Source organism: Coleofasciculus sp. G1-WW12-02, assembly GCF_040219735.1.
Lineage (GTDB): Bacteria > Cyanobacteriota > Cyanobacteriia > Cyanobacteriales > Coleofasciculaceae > Coleofasciculus.
The window spans coordinates 1-21,605 of sequence record NZ_JAVJRX010000147.1; the positions used below are offsets into that span (position 1 = coordinate 1).

Genomic DNA, 21,605 nt, shown 5'->3' on the forward strand with positions numbered 1-21,605 from the left:
CCGAACTAGAGAAGCGTCCGGAAGTGATTGTCCCCTACCAACTCATGCCCTTATTCATGTACAGACCGTCCATGGAAGGTCTCTACTGACAGGTTATCTCTGCCAATCCGCGTCTTCACGAAGTAAGGCGCGGTTCATGAACTCGCTTATTTTTCCGGTCAATTAACCATCCCAATTTTGCCTCGTTATCCCTATATTCTCTCATTTTTTCTTGTAGTTCTTTCAGGGAATCGGTTTCCGAACGCAATTCTACGACAAAATCTGGACAAATCGGGGCAAACTTCTTTCGTTGTGTCGGAGTTAACGCTTCCCATCGTTCCCGGCGTATCCAAGAGACATCAGGGGAACGCTCGGCACTATTGGGAAGTTTGAAGCCAGTGGAGGAATCAAAGGCAATCCCTAAATTATTAGGGCGGCTCCAAGCTTGGAGTTGATAGGCGAGTTCAATATTGCGATTTCCCGTTTCACTACCCGTTGGTGACATGATTAGTAATTCCCCTGATGTTGTCCGCTCAAATCGGTAATCTCGGTTTCTCTGACACAGCTCAAAGAACTGATCATCGGTTAAATCGATACTCAATTTTATCCGAGAAGGCAGAGTAATCGTTGCTATATTCATACAGGTATTACAACAGCATATTTTATCGAATTTTTGAAACCCACCCATGCCGATTTTATGGCGTTTCTCCTAAAAGCGATCGCCAATCTTGAATCGCCTGCTCGGACCAAAGCCAGTTCTGGCTCAGGGCGTCTGGTTGAAAATTTACGGGGTCATCTTGGAGAACTTTTTGCCGCAGTTTCGACGATTCATTTAAAAGATTGGTGCGGTTTTCGGCGGGCTGTTGTTGAGCAGATTTCCAGAATCCTAAAGCCAGTCCAGCATAAGCCGTTAGCGCTTCTTTCTTCGCCTCGTTTCCCGCCACATCTGCATCGATTTCCTCTTGTTCGATTAAGGTGAGAGCATCTAACCAGGCATTGTTAGCTCGCTCGAAATCTCCTTCTGCGTAGTAAGCAAAGCCAAGGGCATTATTATATTTAGCCGAGTCAGGTTGGGCTTTAACTGCTGTTTCCCAATACCGTCGCACATCGCTGATATTATAGTTTGTATCCCCCGTTTGAAGGGATTGCCAAGCCAGACGTCCTCTCAAGAAACTGATGGTTGGATTATCCAATTGGGAGGGAGAAACAGCCCCTAGTGCAGCATCAGCTTGAGACAATGCACCTCGATTGAGCAAAGCTTCCACAGCTTCCGTTCCGGCTTCGATCTTCCCTTGACCTAATTGTGCGATCGCTAAAGCTGTAACGCGACTAGTGTCGGCTTGCGCTAAGTTGCTCCTATCTAAGTCTGAGGGTTGGGGTACACTCGGCACAGGAGACTCAAGCGATGTAATTAACCCACCCGGTTGCGGCTGACGGTTCCAAAGCAAGGCGAAACTCAAAAGTGCGATCGCGACAGCACCGACACCTAATCCAATCCCCACTTTAGGTGCAACCCGCCAGGAACGCCACCCCTTTTGATTCGGTTGCGCTGGCTGGGGTTTAGGTTTAACCGTCTGTTGAGGTGATGGCGTAGCTGTTTTTGGGGGAGGTGTTGGTACTGGCGCTTCTGAGAAAACCGTGGATTTTTGAGGCGGCGGGATTAATACGTCCTGATTTGCTTTCCCTGGCGTCGTTGTAGGTGGATGCTTTGCGTCTAAGGGAGGTAACTTAGGTTCCTCGATCTCTGGGTCACTATCGAGTTGTTCGAGTAAACTCTTAATAAAGCTAGACGGATCATCCCCATCATCGTCTGAGGGAGTCTCATCCAACAAATTTTGGCTCGATGTATACTCATACTCAGCTAGGGGCAATTTATCCTCTAGCAGGAATTCATCCTCATTCTCTAACGTTGTGTTTAACATAGGTCGTGTAAATAGTTCGGTGTCACTTTCGTCAGAGACTAAAGGCATGTCTGGTGGTTCCGGTAACTGTAATCGTTCTTCCCGATTGTGATAGTCATCGTCCACATTAGTTAGGAATCCATCAAATTCGGGATGCAGATAAAGCACGGGCAGCGCCCAATATAATTGGTTGGAACCATAGGCAGAAATTAGCCCCTGTCGCGCCCGACTCAGACTCAGATCGATGGGATAGCCTTGATTGAGATTCCGATAAAGTAGGCGAGTCAGGGTAAGTGCCACTTCATCAGGAATTCGTTCTGCCATTGCCAGGACACCGGGAATACCTCGCTTGACCAAGGCTTCGGCTAAATTGCGCTCTTTGCCATTGTTTAGGGGGTTTGATGTGGCTGTATAGGCGCCACGACAGGAGTTAAACACTGCCAATTGCACCCCGTTATTTGCCAGCAATCCGGCTAAGTCATTGCCGTTCAAGGTTTCCGTTAACCCCGTTTTATTACTGACTAAATAAACATCACCGCCAGAATCCCCCAGACTACTGTGACCCGCATAATGGAAGACTTGATATTGACCTTGTTCTAAGGCTTGGGTGAGTTGTTCTCGTCCCGGTTGTTCGAGAATGGTGAGTTGAATCGCTGGGGGTTCTTGGCGAGAACGGCTTTTGAGTTCTTCTTGTAAGTGTGCTGCTTCCTGTGCCAGTTCTAAACTCTCTTGGTCACTCGGTCCGGCAATTACCATGAGAATTTTCAGGACAGGATTGGGTTGAGGGGGAAGGGAATGAATCGGTCGCATCAACCCGGCGCTAAGTTGATAACGGGAGAAGGCGACATCCGTCCCCGTTGCCAAAGGGCGATCGCCGGCATGGAGGACTTCCCAGGGTAAGCGGGGTAAGCGATTCCCTTTGAGTCCCAGGCGCAGTCGCAATACGGTGCGTTGATTTTGCGCGATCGCTTGTGCCATCATCCAGCTATCACGCAAGCTCCCTTGAAATAAAGCATTATAAAGTTCCTGACCCAGCGCCACCAGGTTTTTACAGGATTGACGCACTTGCTGATCTGAGTTAGGCAAAAAAAACAGCTCATCCATACCGCCAGACCCCCCTTGTAACAAGCCGAGGAGGGGATCATTCATCAGTTGTTTAGCTTGCGCTAACCACTCATCCATGGGCCAACGGACTTGTTCTTCTGCCAAAGGCACCCCCGGTGCGACTCGTTCAATCCGCACTAGATGCTGCTGGTCGTCCCCCAAAGGGGTCACAGAGAGATGGAATTCCTGTGCCACTGCTATTGCCTGGTCAAGTTTGCTGAATGTCAAGGGTTTTTACTGGGTTTTCAAGGTTTATCGCATTCATAGTGTCTTTAGATATAGATTGATTTAATTCTGTGAAAGTTTCCATAGAGAGTTTAGGCACATAAGGGCGAGTCACGGGTATTCAATGAGACATTTTGACCTTATGGAGGAGGGACAAGAGGTTAATCCTGGTTGAAAACGCTGGAATTTTTCGGTTCTGGATGTTACTGAACTCCAATTGAAGAACGGCTTGGCGAATTTTTCCGGATGAACCCCGCCTATTCCCGAAGAGTGAAATGGTAGATGCACCCTGATTGACGTTCCCTGGCTCACTGATTTGGGCTAGGGATTTTTTTTAGCCCTAGTGGTTAAGGAAAATCCTGGATTTTTCCGTTACATCGGTACATCAGGATGAAAACGTTTTTAAGGGATGTAGGGGTGGGTTTCACGATTATCGTTTTTTTTCGCCCCGATTTGACTCAACCTGCCCCTAGGGTAGTTTTTCAGTTTTGATTGTACAGACTGGCTCCCTTGCGGTGGGGTTAAGTCTCTTTTATCTTAACAATGGTTGCACGATAGGGAGATACCAGAAAATTACTCTGAAAAAGGGAGAAGTGATACCAAGTTGCAGTCAAAGAGGTAATCTGTCAGGGTTCGCGAAACCCTTCACTTATGAAACCTGCATCTGTAGGAAACATGTCATGCCCCTACTCTAAGCTTTTTTTGAGCGCTCAGTGTGATTACATCGATTGACGCTCTAGGGATACACTAAACGATAGTGCATTAAGACCACAAGCAGGAGGGGAGAAGTGGACGTTAAAGCAGCTATCGCCTACGAAGCAGGTAAACCGTTAACGATTGAAACGGTTCAGCTAGAGGGACCCAAAGCTGGGGAGGTATTAGTCGAAATTAAAGCCACAGGTATTTGTCATACCGATGCCTATACCCTCTCTGGCAAAGACCCAGAAGGACTATTCCCGGCTATCTTAGGACATGAAGGTGCAGGTGTAGTCGTGGAGGTGGGAGACGGGGTAAACAGCGTTAAACCCGGTGATCATGTGATTCCTCTCTACACACCCGAATGCCGTAACTGTGAGTATTGCTTAAGTTTCAAAACCAATCTCTGTCAGGCGATTCGGGCAACTCAGGGACGAGGAGTCATGCCCGATGGCACAAGTCGGTTTTCAAGTAATGGCAAAATGCTACATCACTACATGGGAACCTCTACCTTTGCCAACTATACCGTATTACCAGAAATTGCCGTGGCGAAAATTCGAGAAGATGCGCCCTTTGAGAAGGTTTGTTACATCGGCTGCGGCGTAACCACGGGGATTGGTGCGGTGATTAATACCGCCAAAGTTGAACCCGGTTCCAGAGTTGTGGTGTTTGGACTCGGTGGGATTGGCTTAAATGTGATCCAAGGAGCGCGAATGGTAGGCGCGAGTCAAATTGTGGGCGTTGATATTAATCCAGATAAACGGGAATTGGCCGAAAAGTTTGGTATGACAGATTTTGTTAATCCGCGTGAAGTCGAAGGAGATTTAGTTCCGTATTTGGTGGAGTTAACCAAAGGGGGAGCTGATTATAGTTTTGAGTGTATTGGGAATGTCAATGTCATGCGCCAAGCCTTAGAATGTTGCCATAAAGGATGGGGCGAGAGTGTGATTATTGGAGTAGCTGGTGCTGGACAAGAAATTAGTACGCGCCCGTTTCAATTGGTAACCGGACGAGTTTGGAAAGGAAGCGCGTTTGGTGGAGCAAGGGGACGCACTGATGTTCCTAAAATTGTGGATTGGTATATGGAAGGAAAGATTAATATTGATGATTTAATTACCCATGTCATGCCCTTGGAGAAAATAAATGAGGGGTTTGATTTAATGCACAAAGGGGAATCGATTCGCAGTGTGGTGACATTTTAAGGCAACTGGGTGGTAGGGGCGGGTTTTACCCATAACGTTTTGGAAACAACCTCTAACGTGACTAAACCCGCCCCTTTCTTTAGCCGCAGGGGAGCGAACCTGATCATGTAAAAACGCCCCATTGTAGAAGTCATTGGAACATGGGAATAACCGGTCTAAGATTATCGTACTAGAATTAAGCGTAATCAGGGAGCGCGATCGCAATTGTCTGTTAATTGGGTAGAGTGCGATCGCGAATTTTTTTTAGAGTGAGTATTGTTGTGATTTTATAGTTGGTTAAATATAGAATACACGACAATAATAAAGGGCGCACGTCTGTGCGCCCCTACTGTCTTAATAATGATAGCGACAAGAAATAATCGTTAGATAATTATCATTTACCGCGTAGACAAGACGATTAGTATCATCAATACGACGTGACCAAAACCCCGATAGATTTTCTTTCAACGGTTCAGGTTTGCCAATCCCCTCAAAGGGAAGACTTTTAGTTGCCTTGATCAGTTTATTAATCCTTTTAAGCGTTTTCTTATCCTGATTTTGCCAATAAAGATAGTCCTCCCAAGCTTCATCAGTCCAGGCTAACTTCCGATTACTCATCTAATAAATCTTTCTCGGTTACCTGTCCTTGTTTGTATTGAGCAATGGAGCGTTCTAAGTGAGCTGCATTGGCTGGAGATTTTAACAAATGAACGGTTTCGAGCAAACTATTGAAATACTCAAGGGACATAACGACGGCATCATCAGCATCCCGTCTGGTGATTATAGTATAGTCAGCATCATTAACCACCCGATCCAAAATGGCTTTCAGTTTATTTCTAGCTTCAGTAAACGTTACGACTTTCATCCCTAAAAGCTGTCGGCTTAATTGTACAAGTATAGCCTAGCTGATCTGAGCTACGCACGTCAAAGTCAAGTGTCAATTTGAGATTGTGTCTGGGATTTGGCGATCGCAACCGCCTGTTGATTTGGGATAGTGCGATACGTTCCTTCGGAACAGGCTTCGCCAACGTGAGATTTTATAGAGTGAGTATTGCTGTTATTTTATAGTTAGTTAAATATAGGGCGCACAACAATAATAAAAGGCGCACGTCGGTGCGCCCCTACCGTCGAACAGGGAAAGTCGCATCCACTGAAACGGTACGTGCGATCGGGATGCAGCCTTGCATAGTTAACTCGATAATTGTGTTGGCTTCCTCTTGGAGCTGCGTGAAGGTGCGACTATGTTTTATAATAAGAGAATTAAATTTGTTGAATAACAGGAATGGGAAAAGTTAAATTTATTGATTTATTTGCTGGAATTGGTGGATTTAGAATTGCCTTTGAAAGAACGGGCTATGAATGCGTATATTCTTGTGAACTTGATTCCAAGTGTCAGGAAGTATATTTTAATAATTTTTCAGATAGACCCGCAGGTGACATTACAAGAATAGACATTAATAGTATTCCTGATTTTGATGTTTTAACGGCGGGGTTTCCTTGTCAGCCTTTTAGTATATGTGGTAAAAGAAAAGGTTTTCAGGACACACGAGGCACATTATTTTTTCGCATTTGTGAAATAATTGCGGCAAAAAAACCTCCAGTTATTCTTCTGGAAAATGTAAAACATTTAATGTATCAAGATAAAGGTAGAACACTAAATGTGATTTTGTACTCTTTAGAAGACTTGGGATATAAAGTCAATTATAGCCTACTGAATTCTAAAAATTTTGGAGTTCCTCAAAACCGGGAAAGAATAATTATTGTTGCTACCAAAAAGAAACGATTTAATTTTAATAAATTGAAAACAATAAACTCTAGAGCAAAATTAAGAAATTTTCTATCCGATTCTGAAAACTTTGAATATTTAGATCCAGACAGCTATACTTTAATAGATCAACCCAAACAACAGCAATCGGGATTAATTTTTGTAGGATATCGGAATAATAAGAGTATTTGGAAAAAAGGAGTTAGACCCAATACTCATCATTTATCTAGGGTTCACCATCAACCCAATAGAATTTATTCAGTAGAAGGCATACATCCTACAATACCTTCTCAAGAGACATCGGGGCGATTCTTTATTTATCTTCCTAAAGAAAACGCCGTTCGCAAATTGACGATTAAAGAATGTTATAGAATTATGGGATTTCCAGAGAATTTTAAACTCCACAATAATTTAGGAGAATGTTACAAGCAAGTGGGAAACTCGGTCTGCATTCCCATGGTTTCTGAAATTGCTCATCAATTAAAGGAACAAATATTTATTGGTAGTCAGGAAGAAGAAAAGGAAAATGATTTTATAGCTGAAAAGAAAGAAAAGTTTATTCAATTGCAAATACCAGGATTACGGTTATGAATCACAAAGAAAAATTATTACAGGTTTATAAACAAGCTACCAATGCTGAAGATATTAAAGGTGAAATACCAGATACTTACAAAGACTTTATTTCCAAGATTGCCAACAACTGTACTCGATTAAAAGGAGTTTATACAGTCTTAATAACTTTGTTACTGCATAAAACTCTTAACCCAGACCAAGATATTAGATTTCATCAAGCCCAAATAGGAGGTTTTTCAGGTAGAAATATAGATAAACAGTATATTACTCCTACTTTACAAGAGTTAGGGCTTCCTGCAATGGCTGAAAGTGGCTGGTTAACCCGCTCCCTTGAACAACCTAAACCCTACACTCTTGATTACCCAGGAAAAATCGGTAATAAATCAGTTAAAGAAGCATTTCTGAATCTTATAGATTGGGTTCAAAAAAATCCTGACCAAGCAGATTTAGTATTGAAAATACTTTTAGGGCAAGTTATCAAAAATGCCAATTCCAATAAAATTGAGATTACTAAAATAGAAAATAATGCAAGGCTTAATATTAGAGTTATAGTTGATTGTTTAGAAGAGCATTTTAATTTTAATTATAAAACTCATGGAGCATCTAAACTTCCAGTTCTTGCATTCTATGCCATTTATCAAATTTTGATTGAAGAAGTTGAACGATATAAATTATGTACCTTAAAAAAGTTAGCTAGTCATACAGCTTCCGATCTAACGTCTAGAAGTGCAGGTGATATTGAAGTATTTGATGAAAACAATAAGTTATTTGAAGCTGTTGAAATTAAACAGGGCAAGAAAATTGATGTGCAAATGATTCGTATAGCTAAGGAAAAAATAGTGAAATACCACCCACAAAGATACTGTATTTTTTCATCATCTGATATTGAAAACTCAGATTCTGAATTAATTGATATAGAAATTAGTGAAATAGAGAAAAATCATGGTTGCCAAATAATTATTAACGGAACCATACCCACCTTGAAGTATTATTTCAGATTGATAAGTTCACTAGATATTTTTATCAATAAATATTCCATATTGATAGAAGCAGATTCTGAGCTTCAAATTACTCATAAGATTAAGTGGAATGAAATATTATCTGAACATTTTGGTATCTCTTACGGGGATCAGAAAATAGGCGACTGATATCATGGACACACGAGAAAGGGCGCACGTCGGTGCGCCCCTACCGTCGAACATGGAAAGATCGCATCCACTGAAAGTAAGCGCGATCGCTCTTCGGGAAAGTATAGATGCGATCGCGCTACAATAGCAGCAGGTTAATCTGAGGCTGATTTTAGTATGCCAATTACATTGCCACCGGAACTGGAACAGTTTATCAACAATCAGGTTGCTAGCGGCAAGTATGCCTCTACTGATGAAGTCTTCTTGGCTGGTATTAAGCTGCTACAGGAACGAGAAAATCTTTATCAAGGACGGTTTGAAGAATTACGCCGCGAGATTATGGTTGGAGTTGAAGAGGCTGAACGAGGCGAATTGTTAGACGCAGAAACCGTTATAATTGGGCTGCAAGAGAAATTGCAACAGCGTCGCGCTTAGGCTAATTGATGAGCAATGTTTGCCGAATTACACCGACAGCAAGCCGAGATATAGAGAGTATTATGGACTATATCTCCCAGAGAGGAAGTATTGAAACGGCAGAGCGTTTTCTTGAGAAGATTGACACGAAGTTCAAAATGCTATCTCAGTTCCCCCGAATGGGACGTCAACGAGATGAACTATATCCCAACTTGCGGAGTGTACCGTTAGAGGATTATCTAATTTTTTATCGTCTGGTTCCAAATGGAATCGAGGTGATGCGGGTAGTAGGCGGTTATCGCGATCTGGAGGCGTTATTTGGGGAAGATGATCAAGACTAAGCGATCGCATACATCGACACAGAAACGCGATCGCACTTCAGTCTCTATCAATTAGGCTTTCCATCAAGCGACTTTTGGGTTCAGGAATCGGACATCCTAACTCGTTGGCGGTTTCAATAAATTATTTCTTATTTTTAGATTATTTAATCATTGTAAATTACATCCACAAATTTGCTGGATTGTCTTTGTCATCTTCCCATTTAGCCGGATTGTTGATAATACAGCGCTTTGCGCTGTAATAAAGTACAGTAAATAAAAGTCCCCCTTAAAAAGGGGGATGCGAGGGGGATCGACAATGTACCGCATAGCAGAGCAAACTGCTGTATAGTCTCGAATTCGGTCTAATGATCCATCAGCGCGAATGATGTGGTCATAAAATCGCGGTTGCCAACCAAAAGATGAATAATTATTCCTTTTACACCACTGACTAACTGCTGCTTTGTCTGATCGAATGATTGCACCCAGAGAACCTGCTTTCGGAGACATTTGTGATCTTGCCCGATAGAACTCGGTGTCGCTACGGAATGTATAGACGCGCCATGGCGCGTCTCTACAATGGTCATGTCACTTTCACCCTAATGCTTTTAGTGATGTGCGTTTTACATTTAATTCGTCCCACCTACTTAGCTGATCTGATTAGACAAAGATACTGGAGAGATTGTTTTGGATGACACTAGCTTGCGTCCAATTTACCACAGCTAGGCGATCGCTACCGGCAAAAATTTCTGCTCCATTTGTGCTATCAAAGATAGACAGATCATCTGTGGTTAAACCTGATCCGAGTTGGAAGATAGTTTGATCCAGTTGGAAGTTGTGGATGCTATCGAAGCCATCGCCTAGTTCTAGGATAACCGTATCTTGACCGCCACCGAGCCAAATAGTATTGTTGCCTAGACCACCATAGATGATATTGTCGCCATTACCCACGTAGATGGTATCGTTTCCAGCACCAGCATCGATGAAATTATTACCGTCACCCGTGTCAATCCGATCAATTCCAACACCTCCATAGATGGTGTTATCACCCTGATTGGCGTAGATGGTATCATTTCCACCTAAACCATCAATGATATCGTTGTCAGGAGTACCAAAAAGGATATCCGATTTTTCTGTCCCGACAATTTCGAGAATCTCGTTTCCATCGGTGACACCAATTGTAAATTCCTTCCAGAAAATGCCACCATTACCATCAGAGGTTTGGACGCGAATGTTATAGGAATTCTGGGTTTCGTAATCGAAGGAGGCTTTGGTTTTTAGGGTATTGCCGACAATTTCAAATACGTTATTGTCCGTATCTCCTGTGCCAGAAACTAAACTATAGGAATGGGTTTCTCCTAACTCGGAATCTACAGAAGAAAGAGTACCAACGGCTGCACCAATCGGTAAATTTTCGGCGACTGCAGTATTCGTCAGAGCAATATCAGTAGGATCGGCGCTGAAGACAAGTGCTGTATCAATCTGGTTTTGTAAAGCTGTACCCGTGTTCTCTTCTATGGCTTGGGTAATGGTTTTATTTCCGTTGAGAACATCTTGGATATCTTGTTTGGTTTCAGCCAATGCCACCTTTTCTACTTTGGCAAATTGCACTTCCAGAGATTCTATGGGCAACGTATTCGCAAAATCCTGAATAGTTTGGTTGGCGGCGGCGATGATTTGAGCGAATCCTTGGATAAGGCTGGTGTTTCCAGCTGGAATTCCGGCGCCATTGGTGATTATGGTTTCCAATTGGGTAGGATTCGTTAAATCTAAGGGTATACCACTTTGGATTTTATTGGCGATTGCCCCTACCAGATTATCCAGGATTTGACTTGGGGAGGCGTTGGCGAAGTGTGAAACAATGGTAGCCGCTTGGCTGATTAAGATGGCAATTTGGCTATGGGCGGTATAGGCGGTAACGGCATCAGTTTGATTATTATTGATCGCCTCTACGGGATTGAAGGTATTGATGTCAATGGTATTCGGAATTGAGAAGGCGTTAGTGAATAAATCATTGGCTTGCTGTTGCGTCAATCCTCGTGCGATTAATTCAGCGATGACAGTAGTTAATGGGGTTACTACAGAGGCATCAGGGCTGGCGATGAAGGCGGTGTCTTGTGTTAATCCTGTGGCGGTGTTAATTCCACCCAGGGAGACGATTTGACCTTCAGAGATGTCGAGAATTCCGTCACTATTGGTGTCATAGATAAGTAAGTCATCGGTAAAGGTAAAGGAGCCTTGGGCATCGGTGATAGCGAAGGATTCGTTGTTGTCTAATTCTCCGTTACGATTGGCGTCGAAGAAGACTGTTGCACCAATAATGTCGTTGTTGGTTACTTTTCCAAGCAGATCAATCGTAAAGTCAAAAGTATCTTGGACATCAAAATCTATACCCGCCGGATTATTAGTAGTATCTGAGTCAGATACTTCGACACTAACGGTATAGCCTCCGTTGAACAAGAACCCTAAAAATGGTTTAAACTGAAACTCAAGATTAGTTAAATCTATTGAATCAAAAGGATTGAATAGATTGTTGACTCCTGATGTCGAATCATATACTGTCAATGCTCCTTTGTTCACAATCACATTGTAGGTTAAGTCACCACTCCCCAGGTAAGGCAAGGCTGTAAACGTTTCACCTGCAGCACCTGTAACACCAGTGTTTTCTGGTAAATTACCTGGCATACCATCTAACAAATCTAGAAATGTATGAAATTGTTCTTGAAGATAAGGTTGTGTTTTGACTTGAGCATCATCCGTCAGCGACTGAGAGCCAGGTAAGAATTTAGCACCACCTTCAGAACTGGAATATTCTTCTAAAATGGCTTTATTGGTAATGATCGTCTCGTCGTCAAGATTATCATCTACTTCCAAGTCGTAAGTTATGACTACAACGTTATCGCCACTGGTAGAATTATAAGCGGCGATCGCACCTGTAGCAGAATCATTTAAGCGAATCCCATTACCAAAGAGATCATCAGGAGTACCGCTTATTCCGTCAGGACCACCGCCTAAAAAGCTAATGCCACTGGAATTAATCAAAGCACCATTCCCATAAGCCACTTGAAGATTTAGCCCGCCGATGGGTATCTTTAATCCTGTGGGCAGATTATCTTTAATCAGTACATCAAATGCACCATTAGGACTTGTGCCAGTGTTTTCCAGAATGATGGCATAGGTGACTAAATCCGTTATTGAATTATTATCTCCATTATGAGCTAGATTACTACCCGGAGCATCACTCAAATCAGCCGTTATATCACTATCGAAATAATTAGTGGTGCTAAGAGTATTGGAGTCAATTGTTCCAGTGAATCTTACCCCTGGGGTTCCAGGAGCAGTAAATCCAAGGGTGGGAGGATTGGGAGAATTTCCAATAACAGGGAAAAATTCGCTAAACACAGCATTAGCTTCGCTGGTTGCGACTACACCCTGAGTAATCTTGAGTTCTGGTTGCGCTAATTCAAGTAAGGCATATTTAGCAAAGGCGCGAGAACCACCATTGGTACTACCCTCTTGTTCATAAACCAGATTAGTTAGTAACAGGTTATTTTCGGTTACCTGATCTCCTACTTCTAAGGTATAGAGAAGGTCAATAGTTTGGGGTGCAACGGTGTTAGGATCGTCAAAGTTTCCGTAGTTGAACAGCAAAGAATTGTTTTGACGCCCAACAGAAAGATTTGGACCTGTCGAGGGTATGATTGGATTGACGCTACCATAAAAGGTATTAAGCGTATCCATCGGACCATAAACGATTTGCTCTAAAACAGGTGGTCCACTGTGTACCGTTGTTATATCTAATCGACTGAGACTTTCATTGAAAACAGGTAAAGGAAGGAAAGATGTAAATTTTAGCTGTTCTATGTCGGCAAAAGGCAGAGTATATTTGATCCGATAAGTAACTTCATCCCCAGCTACAACAGTATTACCAGTTTTCAGATTCCCATCACTGTCCTTAATCTGAAAAACGCTTACTTCATAGCCATCATCTTGTCCCGAATTGCTATTAAATTTACCACGAGGTAAGTAGAAGTATGTGCTACTAGAATCTGACTCATTGAAAGGTAAATTATTTCCAGTGTCGATATGAGGAGCGAAGTTTTGACCAGGATTAACATTTAAAACATCCCCTGTAATTGTGGCATTATTCCTGAAAAAGTCACCATTGTCAACCGATGTATCAGGAAAACTTCCCGTAAAATCTTCCTGTATTACTGTGCGGAATTTTATTTGCCCTGTAGTTGCACCAAAAGTAGCACCATAACCACCTGAGTCAAAAATATTCCCACCTAATAATTTATCATTAGGATTAGACTGTGGAGCTAATGACAATAACGCTTGAGAAATATCTAAGTTAACTGTGCCACTACTACCCCCACTTGGATCGACAAAAGTGAAGTCTCCAGAGTTGGTAAATGAACCGGTAGTAACGACATTATGCTCGTTAATTGTAAAAGTCGGGGTGAAACTGGTATCGAATTTCTGACCATCGGAAAATATATCATTGATATTGACATTCCCGAAGGCGAAATAATCAGACACCTGGAAATTCATGGTGTATTCAATCACATCTCCCGGACTTAATCCTAGTGCTTTGGTATCACCATTTGGTAATACTCGATTCCAGGTTTTTTGAATAGCGAGTGACCGATCATATAGAGTATGAGTTGCATTGGGTTCAATGAAGGTGATGGCAGTATTATCTGGAGGATTGTAGGGTCCGGCGAAAGGTTGACCATCTCGTGGATCTAGCGGATTCCATACAAGACTTGGATCTAATTTAGCGATATCTGTTGAAGTAACTGCATTCCCAGTTTGAGGGTTGATAACGTCAGTAGTACTGTTGTCTAAGAGTGGGATATAGAAATCAAAATTGAGGCTGGCATTACCTGTTACAGGATTAGGAAAGGCAGCAATTAGAGTACCACCTGAACCAGGGGGAGTTTTAGTTATAGTAGGTGTACCGCCACTCGTACTAACAACACTCTTAAACTGGAGATTATCGGGCAAAATATCCTGAATTGCCAGGTTATCGATTGTCTGTCCCGGCGCAATACCCACTGAGATATTGTACTGTTTACTGAAGTTTTCTCCAGTGACAGTTTCGTTTTCCGGACCTGCATAGTATTTACTAATTCGGTACAGCAGCGGTTTTAAATAATTTTCGGTAACGTCGTCATTTGATTCCATTATTGGATCAATTGGCTGACTGTTCGATACGGCATTTGCACCCAACCGGAAACCACCGCTAGTAGAGAGCTTGAGCGGCTGATTATAGTCAGCTAAATTACTGATCTGAACGTCAATTTCAAGTTTAGCATCGGGTTGATCTGGGGTAAAACTACCTTGAGGTAAGGGTATTACATATAATGTATCTCCTTGATTAAATCCTGATGGAACTCCGATTGTGCCAGCATAAGGATGATCTACTACAAGATTTCCAGAGTTATCAAGGTAGATGGTTGCTAATATTGGTTGTATCCCCAAAACACTCAGAGGAACCGAATGCAACCCATCGCTAATCGTATTACCAGTATCAGGGTCAACAACCGATGAAATATCTTGGTCAAGAATGTATCGTATGCCGTTAGGAATCAGGGTAAGACCATCATAAGTATCTGTCATTACCCCATTGTCATCAGCCATCCCATCCGTACCAGTGGTATCGAGGTACAAATTGACAAAAGGAGCATAACCGACATTTCCGGGAGAAGAGGCGACGTTGTCGAAGCTAACTATAAATGTGCGCTTTTCTCCAATTAAAGGGTAAGGGTCGAGGTAAGGGTAAGTATTTGTGATATCAACAGCGGTTGTCTCTGGAATGGGTTTATCGGTTTCTTGACCAAGGACAACATAATTAGTACCCACACCACCGTTAGTACCGGGTGCACCAATTAAGAAGTCATCAATTCCATCACCATTTACATCTCCGGCATCACTCACTGAAAACCCAGTTAAATCAGTATCTGCAAGACCATCAATTTCAACGAACCAACCCTGATCTGGTGCTAAACTATTAAGATCAAGTTTTGGATTTGAGCCAAAGCCTCCTTGACGACCATAAACTACATATACTTGACCAGAATCGTTGAGACTATTGGTATCTGCATAAGGTGCGGCAATCAGGAAATCATCAATTCCATCACCATTGACATCTCCGGCGGCGCTAATTGCGTAACCTAAGAAGTCATTGTTATTCAGACCATCAATATAAAAGCCATCTGTACCAGTACTATTAATTATGCTGCTAGTAGTCAGAGTTGATGGGAAGCCTGAGTGGTTGCCATAGACGACATAAGCGCGACCTTGAAGATTGAGAGCTGGTGAAGGTGCAGTAACAATGACTGGTGAAGGTGCAGTAACAATGAAGTCGTCATTGCTATCTCCGTTAATATCGCCGGCGCTACTGACTTTCCAGCCTAATATTTCTTGTGAAGCGGCTTGAAATATAAAACCATTGGCACCAGTTAAACTTGTAGTAGACGTAGCTATACTCCCGCGTGTGTCATAGCCAAAGACTACATAAGTTTCCCCATTGAAAATATTAGTATCAGGCGCACCGATAATTACATCATCTTTATTGTCTCCATTGATATCTCCACTTCCCACTGATGATCCTAAACCTTTTGGGTTAGGATTAGGACTAGGATCGCTAAAGGTCAGAAAATCGGTAGGAGGAGCAGTACTAATATCGAATGTACCTGAGTGACCACCATTAAGAGTTGTACCGAAGATGACATGAACATTTCCATTATTAGAATCAGCAGCCGGATCTCCAATAATCACATCATCTGTGCCATCACCATCGATATCTCCGCTACTAACTGACCATCCTAATACGTCTGAAATATTTGCATTACTATCGCTATTAACAATAGTAAAGCCTTGCCCTGGCGATAAGCTAGTTACATTGGTAGCTATAGACCGACTTATATCACCATAAATGACATAAGTTCGACCTTGATTATTTGTGTTGTTAGCAAAAGGATCACCAATAATGATGTCATCTGTGCCATCACCATTAATATTGCCAATACTTACTGATACTAGCGAGGATAATTGGGAATTTAGGGAAATAGTCTGAGTGGAAGAAGTGGTTAAATCATTGCTGCCAAAAACGACATGAAGTTCACCCAAACCCGAACCAGCTCCCGGCGCACTAATCAGGAAATCATTAAACCCATCTCCATCAAAGTCACCGTTACCTTTGACTACAGAACCGAACCCAAATAGATTGCCGAGAATTTCATCAATAACGAAACCGTTGGGTATAGTGGATGGTGCGATATTGATAGGCATAGCGTTTATTTATCCAAAATTTAGATGATTTTGTCTGCCACTATCCCCCTTGGGATTGGGATATCGTTATAATCGTATTATCCGGAATATTCGCAGAAGTTTCACATTTATTACAAAAGTTTACAATGCCCTGGTATTTTGACGGGGTTGTGGGTTTTCCCTGATAATTTTTTACATCCATAAATTTGCGGGGTTGTTTTTGTCGTCTTCCCACTTAGCCAGATTATTGATAATATAGTCTCGAATTCGGTCTAATGATCCATCAGCGCGAATGATGTGATCATAAAATCGCGGTTGCCAACCAAAAGATGAATAATTATTCCTTTTACACCACTGAGTAACGGCTGCTTTGTATGATCGAATGATGGCGCCCAGAGAACCTGCTTTCGGAGACATTTGTGATCTTGCCCGATAGAACTCCGTGTCGCCACTGAATGTAGAGACGTTGCATGCAACGTCTCTACAATGGTCATATCACCGACTATAACATCAGGGAATAAAATGGTGCGATCGCGGGTACAGATGGTGAGGAGATATCAAACCTTTTGCCCCTGGTGGGTTAATGGGATTCCACCCGATATTTGTTTTATACAAGATTATGGGTTTTCCCCGATCATTATGTAGAGACGTTGCATGCAACGTCTCTACAATGGTCATATCACCGACTATAACATCAGGGAATAAAATGGTGCGATCGCGGGTACAGATGGTGAGGAATCAACCTTTTGCCCCTGGTGTGTTAATGGGATTAAACCCGATATTTGTTTTATACAAGATTATGGGTTTTCCCCGATCATTATGTAGAGACGCGCCATGGCGCGTCTCTACACAATGGTCATATCACCGACTATTCTATCCCTTCAATCCGATCCTCAACCTCCTGATACAACTCCCGCAACATCTGCAGATTACTCTCACTCGTCTCCCAATACCCGCGTCCATTCACTTCCAACAACGTGGACACCACCTTGCGGAAAGAATGGGGGTTCAAATTCATCAACCGCTTCCGCATTTCTTCATCCTGGATAAACGTCTCATTGGCTTCCTCGTATACCCAGTTATCCACCGCGCCAGCCGTTGCACTCCAACCCATGGTATTGACTAACCGCTTCGAGAGTTCTCGCACTCCCTCATACCCGTGACTCAGCATTCCCTCATACCATTTCGGGTTGAGTAGCTTCGTCCGCGCATCTAAACGCACCGTCTCCGATAACGTCCTTACCTGGGCGTTTGCTGTCGTCGTATCAGCAATATAAGATGCAGGCGTCTTACCATCTTTACGCAGGGTTGATACCACTTTCGTCGGATCAGAATCAAAATAGTGAGACACATCCGTCAGACTAATCTCCGAAGAATCCAGATTCTGGAACGTCGCCTCCGCCGTTTTCAACGAAGACTCGAAAATCTGGCGATTCTGTTCCATGGTTCCCGGATTATCCGCACTAAAAGCAAAGGATTTCCGTGTCAGGTACATATCCTGTAACTCGGATTCGCTTTCCCAAGTGCTATTCTCCACCGCCAGATTCACATTCGAGGCATAGGAACCCGACGCATTGGAGAACACCCGCGTCGCTGCTTGGCGCAGATTAATTCCCATATCCGCCGCCTGTTGCATCGCGTGTTTGCGGACAAAGTTCATCTCCTCGGGTTCATCCGCCTCAGCCGCCATTTTCACAGCTTGATCCAACAGATTCATCTGGTTGATGAACAAATCCCGGAATACGCCAGAACAGTTAATCACCACATCAATTCGGGGACGCCCCAACTCTTCTAGGGAAATCAATTCTAATTTATTCACTCGTCCCAACGCATCGGGAACCGGCTTCACCCCAACCATCCACATAATTTGTGCCAGGGATTCGCCATAAGTCTTGATATTATCCGTTCCCCAGAGAACACAGGCAATGGTTTCGGGCCAATTCCCGCCATTTTCCGCCCGATGTCGCGCCAATAAGCGGTCTACGACGATTTTTGCCGATTTTACCGCCGCTGTGGTGGGGATGGATTGGGGGTCAAGGGCGTGGATATTCTTGCCGGTGGGTAATACATCGGGGTTGCGGATGGGATCACCCCCAGGTCCGGGAAGCACATATTCCCCTTCCAACGCTTTCAGCATCGCCCCAAGTTCGTTATCGGCGACAATTTGCTGGAGACAGAATTCCAGATACTCAAATAGGGGTTTAATTGCATCCGAGTCAACTTGACAGTACCCCGCATCAATTAATGCTTCTATCCAAGGGGTGCGCTTCCGCATATTAAAGAAATTCAGACTCGTCACCTTGGACACCCGCCCCTCTGCATCGGTTTGGGCTTGAACTAACGCCGCTACAGCTTTGCGAGTGGCTTGGGTGATGTCTTGGAGTAACTGCACATCCGCTAAGACACCTCGGTCGTTATTTTGATAAATCTCGTCGATATCCCGGTTAATGCTGTTGGCGATAATCCCCGGTAGACTCTGGATTTCTTCCTCTGGACGATCCAAACTAGCAATATTCACTAATGTCGCGATCGCTTCCTCAGCAGTGGGCGGTTTGCCAATCACATGCAACCCACAGGGTAACAGCCGAGACTCAATCTCCATCAGCTTTTTGTAGACTAACCCCACCAGGGTATCCCGTTCTTCTGGGTTCAGTTCACTGGCGTCTTTTTCGGGTAAGGCGATATCTTTATCCAGATTCACCAAGCGGCATTTATCCATAATTGTGTTCACAATTGGAATACCGCGTCCGGTGTCTTTTAGGGTTTGATAGGACCCAATTAATTCACTCAGTTCCTTCAACCCTTTATATAACCCTGCATTCTCCGCCGGAGGGGTCAGGTAGGAAATGGTTTCGGCGTAACTGCGCCGTTTCGCAATTGTCGCTTCACTGGGATTATTCGCCGCATAATAGTAGAGATTGGGAATCGAACCAATTAAATTATCCGGGTAACAATCCCCGGACATCCCCATTTGCTTACCGGGCATAAATTCCAATGACCCGTGAGTCCCGAAATGCAGTACAGCATCCGCTTGCCAGAGATGTTCTAAATAGGTGTAGTAAGCCGCAAATCCGTGGTGGGGGCTGGCGGAACGGGAGAAGAGAAGCCGCATTGGATCGCCTTCATAGCCGAACGTGGGCTGCACCCCAATAAACACGTTACCGAATTGCTTACCATAAATCAGCAGGTTTTGTCCATCACTATTTAAATGTCCCGGCGGTGGACCCCAGTTTTCTTCTAAACGGGTGGAGTAAGGGGTAAACCGTTCATACTCCATCACCGACATGCGGTAGGCAATATTCAGTTCGGGACTAGCATACTGTGCCTGGGCATCATGGATGACTTGTTGCATCAGCGCTTCGGCGGATTCGGGTAAGTCTTCCACGTCGTAGCCGTTATGCTTGAGGGCTTCCATGACTTTATAAATCGACCCGAAGACATCCAGATAGGCGGCGGTACCTACATTTCCCTTATCCGGCGGGAAACTAAACACGGTAATCGCCACCTTCTTATCCAGTTTCGGCTTGCGGCGCAGGCTTGCCCATTTCAGCGCCCGCTTCGCCACGGCTTCAATCCGATCCTGAAGTGCGATCGCTTTCCCGGTGGTGCCATCTCGTCCGGATAGGATAATTGGTTCGATCGCGCCGTCTAATTCTGGGATGGCAATTTGCAGTGCTACCTGAATCGGGTGTAATCCTAAATCACTCCCTTCCCACTCTTCTGTGGTTTGGAAGACTAAGGGCAATGCCACCATATAGGGACGGTTGAGGCGTTTTAAGGATTCGATCGCCTTGGGATGATCTTGTCGCGCCGGACCCCCAACTAGGGCAAATCCAGTTAGAGACACCACCGCATCCACCAGAGTTACATTGGCTTGTCCCTTACTCGTGGGCGTGTCATAGAAAAAGGCATCCACGGGTTTGGAGAAATCTAGTCCCCCAGCAAACACAGGCAGAACTCGTGCGCCCATGGCTTCTAGTTCCTGTACCATTGCCACATAATGGGCATCATCCCCGGTGACGAGGTGGGTGCGTTGCAGGACTAAACCGACACAGGGGGCGAAGGGGTCTTTTAAATCCTCGGAGATATCGTCGCGATTGTTATACCAGGTGAGATACTCTTTGACATCCTCAAACATTTTCGTAGACAGGGGATGCCAAAGTCCCATGTCTGGGTAAACCACCGGATCTTTAAATTCTAGGGTTCTTCCCTTAAGCACATATTTATCTGCCAGCATTAACAGGAAGTTTTCCAGATTCTGGGAGGAACCTCCTAGCCAATACTGGAACGAAAGCATAAAGTTACGGGCGTCCTGTGCCTTGTCGATGGGCATATATTTCAGGACTTTGGGCAGCGTCTGCAATAGCTTCAGCATGCCATCTTGGAAGGATGAGCCTGACTTTTCTTTACGCTTCTTCATGAACTGGGCGATGGCACTCTTGGATTGACCCAGTTGTGCCATGGAGAAACTGCCTAATTTATTCAGGCGCATCACCTGAGGCATAGAGGGGAATACCACCGCCGCATCTAAGCGATCGCGATGAGGTTGGACGGCGGCGACAACCTTATCCGCTAAGTCTTCGATAAAGATTAGAGAGGCGATAAAGATATTCGCTTTGGCAATATCCTGCTGAAATGCCTCATAGTTTTGGGGGTCCCGGAGTTCTTCGATTAAGTAGCCACTGATTTCAATGGCGATATCCGGCTGATTTTGATTAATTGAATGGACAGCCGCCGATAAAGCACTTTGGTATTGTGGCTCTAGCACGACATAGACCACCTTCAGTACGTGACGATTCTTGGGGTCATCGGGGGTGATGTGACGAATGGTGGACTTGACGTGAGTGAACATGCGGTTCTAGCTCCTTTTGATCCTTGTTCTCTTCTCATTAGTAGGGTTCCAGGGAAGGTTAGCTTGGCTTCCGCTTGGAACAATCGGCTTGGCGTTACAGTTAGGGCAACTTTAGTGGTTTTACCAGAAAATGCTGACCCATGCAGCGTTTTAGCCCTCGTTTGACACAATTCGATAGGAAGTTGCTCAATTT

General features: G+C 43.9%; 15 protein-coding genes. 6 read left to right on the forward strand and 9 right to left on the reverse strand.

The genetic code is table 11. The annotated features are described in order from the left end of the window. Positions 1 to 115: 115 nt before the first annotated feature. Positions 116 to 619, reverse strand: coding sequence for a Uma2 family endonuclease (locus RID09_RS24075; RefSeq protein WP_446338447.1), 504 nt, complete (start codon positions 617 to 619; stop codon positions 116 to 118). 55 nt (positions 620 to 674) lie between these two features. Next, positions 675 to 3,212 (reverse strand): CHAT domain-containing protein, encoded by a 2,538-nt coding sequence (locus RID09_RS24080; protein WP_446338448.1) that lies wholly within the window; start codon positions 3,210 to 3,212, stop codon positions 675 to 677. Positions 3,213 to 3,997: 785 nt separating this feature from the next. Here RID09_RS24080 and RID09_RS24085 point away from each other — a divergent pair. Then, positions 3,998 to 5,107: an S-(hydroxymethyl)glutathione dehydrogenase/class III alcohol dehydrogenase gene (locus RID09_RS24085; protein ID WP_446338449.1), complete on the forward strand. Its 1,110-nt coding sequence runs from the start codon at positions 3,998 to 4,000 to the stop codon at positions 5,105 to 5,107. 333 nt (positions 5,108 to 5,440) lie between these two features. Here RID09_RS24085 and RID09_RS24090 read toward each other — a convergent pair whose 3' ends face one another. Genes RID09_RS24090 through RID09_RS24100 form a run of 3 tightly spaced genes read right to left on the reverse strand, consistent with a single transcriptional unit; the run spans position 5,441 to position 6,114 of the window. After that, positions 5,441 to 5,704: a Txe/YoeB family addiction module toxin gene (locus RID09_RS24090; protein WP_446338450.1), complete on the reverse strand. Its 264-nt coding sequence runs from the start codon at positions 5,702 to 5,704 to the stop codon at positions 5,441 to 5,443. Continuing rightward, on the reverse strand, positions 5,697 to 5,951 hold the full coding sequence (locus RID09_RS24095; RefSeq protein ID WP_446338451.1) for a type II toxin-antitoxin system Phd/YefM family antitoxin: 255 nt from the start codon (positions 5,949 to 5,951) through the stop codon (positions 5,697 to 5,699). Before RID09_RS24095 ends, RID09_RS24090 begins: the two co-directional genes overlap by 8 nt. After that, positions 5,929 to 6,114, reverse strand: coding sequence for a hypothetical protein (locus tag RID09_RS24100; protein ID WP_446338452.1), 186 nt, complete (start codon positions 6,112 to 6,114; stop codon positions 5,929 to 5,931). The genes RID09_RS24095 and RID09_RS24100 overlap by 23 nt, the downstream gene beginning before the upstream one ends. A 254-nt stretch (positions 6,115 to 6,368) precedes the next feature. Here RID09_RS24100 and RID09_RS24105 point away from each other — a divergent pair, with 254 nt between their 5' ends. Genes RID09_RS24105 through RID09_RS24125 form a run of 5 tightly spaced genes read left to right on the forward strand, consistent with a single transcriptional unit; the run spans position 6,369 to position 9,306 of the window. After that, on the forward strand, positions 6,369 to 7,442 hold the full coding sequence (locus RID09_RS24105) for a DNA cytosine methyltransferase (protein ID WP_446338453.1): 1,074 nt from the start codon (positions 6,369 to 6,371) through the stop codon (positions 7,440 to 7,442). Next, positions 7,439 to 8,572 (forward strand): hypothetical protein, encoded by a 1,134-nt coding sequence (locus tag RID09_RS24110; RefSeq protein ID WP_446338454.1) that lies wholly within the window; start codon positions 7,439 to 7,441, stop codon positions 8,570 to 8,572. Before RID09_RS24105 ends, RID09_RS24110 begins: the two co-directional genes overlap by 4 nt. A 4-nt stretch (positions 8,573 to 8,576) precedes the next feature. Then, positions 8,577 to 8,699, forward strand: coding sequence for a hypothetical protein (locus tag RID09_RS24115; RefSeq protein WP_446338455.1), 123 nt, complete (start codon positions 8,577 to 8,579; stop codon positions 8,697 to 8,699). Between the two features lie 29 nt (positions 8,700 to 8,728). After that, complete coding sequence (locus RID09_RS24120; RefSeq protein WP_446338456.1) at positions 8,729 to 8,986, forward strand: type II toxin-antitoxin system ParD family antitoxin; 258 nt, start codon at positions 8,729 to 8,731, stop codon at positions 8,984 to 8,986. Positions 8,987 to 8,994: 8 nt separating this feature from the next. Continuing rightward, entirely contained in the window at positions 8,995 to 9,306 is a 312-nt protein-coding gene (locus RID09_RS24125; protein WP_446338457.1) for a type II toxin-antitoxin system RelE/ParE family toxin, read from the forward strand. 341 nt (positions 9,307 to 9,647) lie between these two features. Here RID09_RS24125 and RID09_RS24130 read toward each other — a convergent pair whose 3' ends face one another. The 4 genes from RID09_RS24130 to RID09_RS24145 all read right to left on the reverse strand — a co-directional run bounded on the left by RID09_RS24130 (position 9,648) and on the right by RID09_RS24145 (position 21,412). Then, positions 9,648 to 9,869, reverse strand: coding sequence for a hypothetical protein (locus RID09_RS24130; protein ID WP_446338458.1), 222 nt, complete (start codon positions 9,867 to 9,869; stop codon positions 9,648 to 9,650). 73 nt (positions 9,870 to 9,942) lie between these two features. Next, positions 9,943 to 16,581, reverse strand: coding sequence for a hypothetical protein (locus tag RID09_RS24135; RefSeq protein WP_446338459.1), 6,639 nt, complete (start codon positions 16,579 to 16,581; stop codon positions 9,943 to 9,945). A 171-nt stretch (positions 16,582 to 16,752) separates the two neighbouring features. Then, positions 16,753 to 16,977 (reverse strand): hypothetical protein, encoded by a 225-nt coding sequence (locus tag RID09_RS24140; protein ID WP_446338460.1) that lies wholly within the window; start codon positions 16,975 to 16,977, stop codon positions 16,753 to 16,755. Positions 16,978 to 17,428: 451 nt separating this feature from the next. Continuing rightward, positions 17,429 to 21,412 (reverse strand): magnesium chelatase subunit H, encoded by a 3,984-nt coding sequence (locus RID09_RS24145; RefSeq protein WP_446338461.1) that lies wholly within the window; start codon positions 21,410 to 21,412, stop codon positions 17,429 to 17,431. Between the last annotated feature and the right edge of the window lie 193 nt (positions 21,413 to 21,605).

Excerpts from the sequence above, each read along its gene's own strand:
- RID09_RS24075 (WP_446338447.1), bottom strand. The coding sequence starts at position 619 with ATGAATATAGCAACGATTACTCTGCCTTCTCGGATAAAATTGAGTATC.
- RID09_RS24090 (WP_446338450.1), bottom strand. The coding sequence starts at position 5,704 with ATGAGTAATCGGAAGTTAGCCTGGACTGATGAAGCTTGGGAGGACTAT.
- RID09_RS24095 (WP_446338451.1), bottom strand. The coding sequence starts at position 5,951 with ATGAAAGTCGTAACGTTTACTGAAGCTAGAAATAAACTGAAAGCCATT.
- RID09_RS24105 (WP_446338453.1), top strand. The coding sequence starts at position 6,369 with ATGGGAAAAGTTAAATTTATTGATTTATTTGCTGGAATTGGTGGATTT.
- RID09_RS24110 (WP_446338454.1), top strand. The coding sequence starts at position 7,439 with ATGAATCACAAAGAAAAATTATTACAGGTTTATAAACAAGCTACCAAT.
- RID09_RS24115 (WP_446338455.1), top strand. The coding sequence starts at position 8,577 with ATGGACACACGAGAAAGGGCGCACGTCGGTGCGCCCCTACCGTCGAAC.
- RID09_RS24120 (WP_446338456.1), top strand. The coding sequence starts at position 8,729 with ATGCCAATTACATTGCCACCGGAACTGGAACAGTTTATCAACAATCAG.
- RID09_RS24125 (WP_446338457.1), top strand. The coding sequence starts at position 8,995 with ATGAGCAATGTTTGCCGAATTACACCGACAGCAAGCCGAGATATAGAG.
- RID09_RS24130 (WP_446338458.1), bottom strand. The coding sequence starts at position 9,869 with ATGACCATTGTAGAGACGCGCCATGGCGCGTCTATACATTCCGTAGCG.
- RID09_RS24135 (WP_446338459.1), bottom strand. The coding sequence starts at position 16,581 with ATGCCTATCAATATCGCACCATCCACTATACCCAACGGTTTCGTTATT.
- RID09_RS24140 (WP_446338460.1), bottom strand. The coding sequence starts at position 16,977 with ATGTCTCCGAAAGCAGGTTCTCTGGGCGCCATCATTCGATCATACAAA.
- RID09_RS24145 (WP_446338461.1), bottom strand. The coding sequence starts at position 21,412 with ATGTTCACTCACGTCAAGTCCACCATTCGTCACATCACCCCCGATGAC.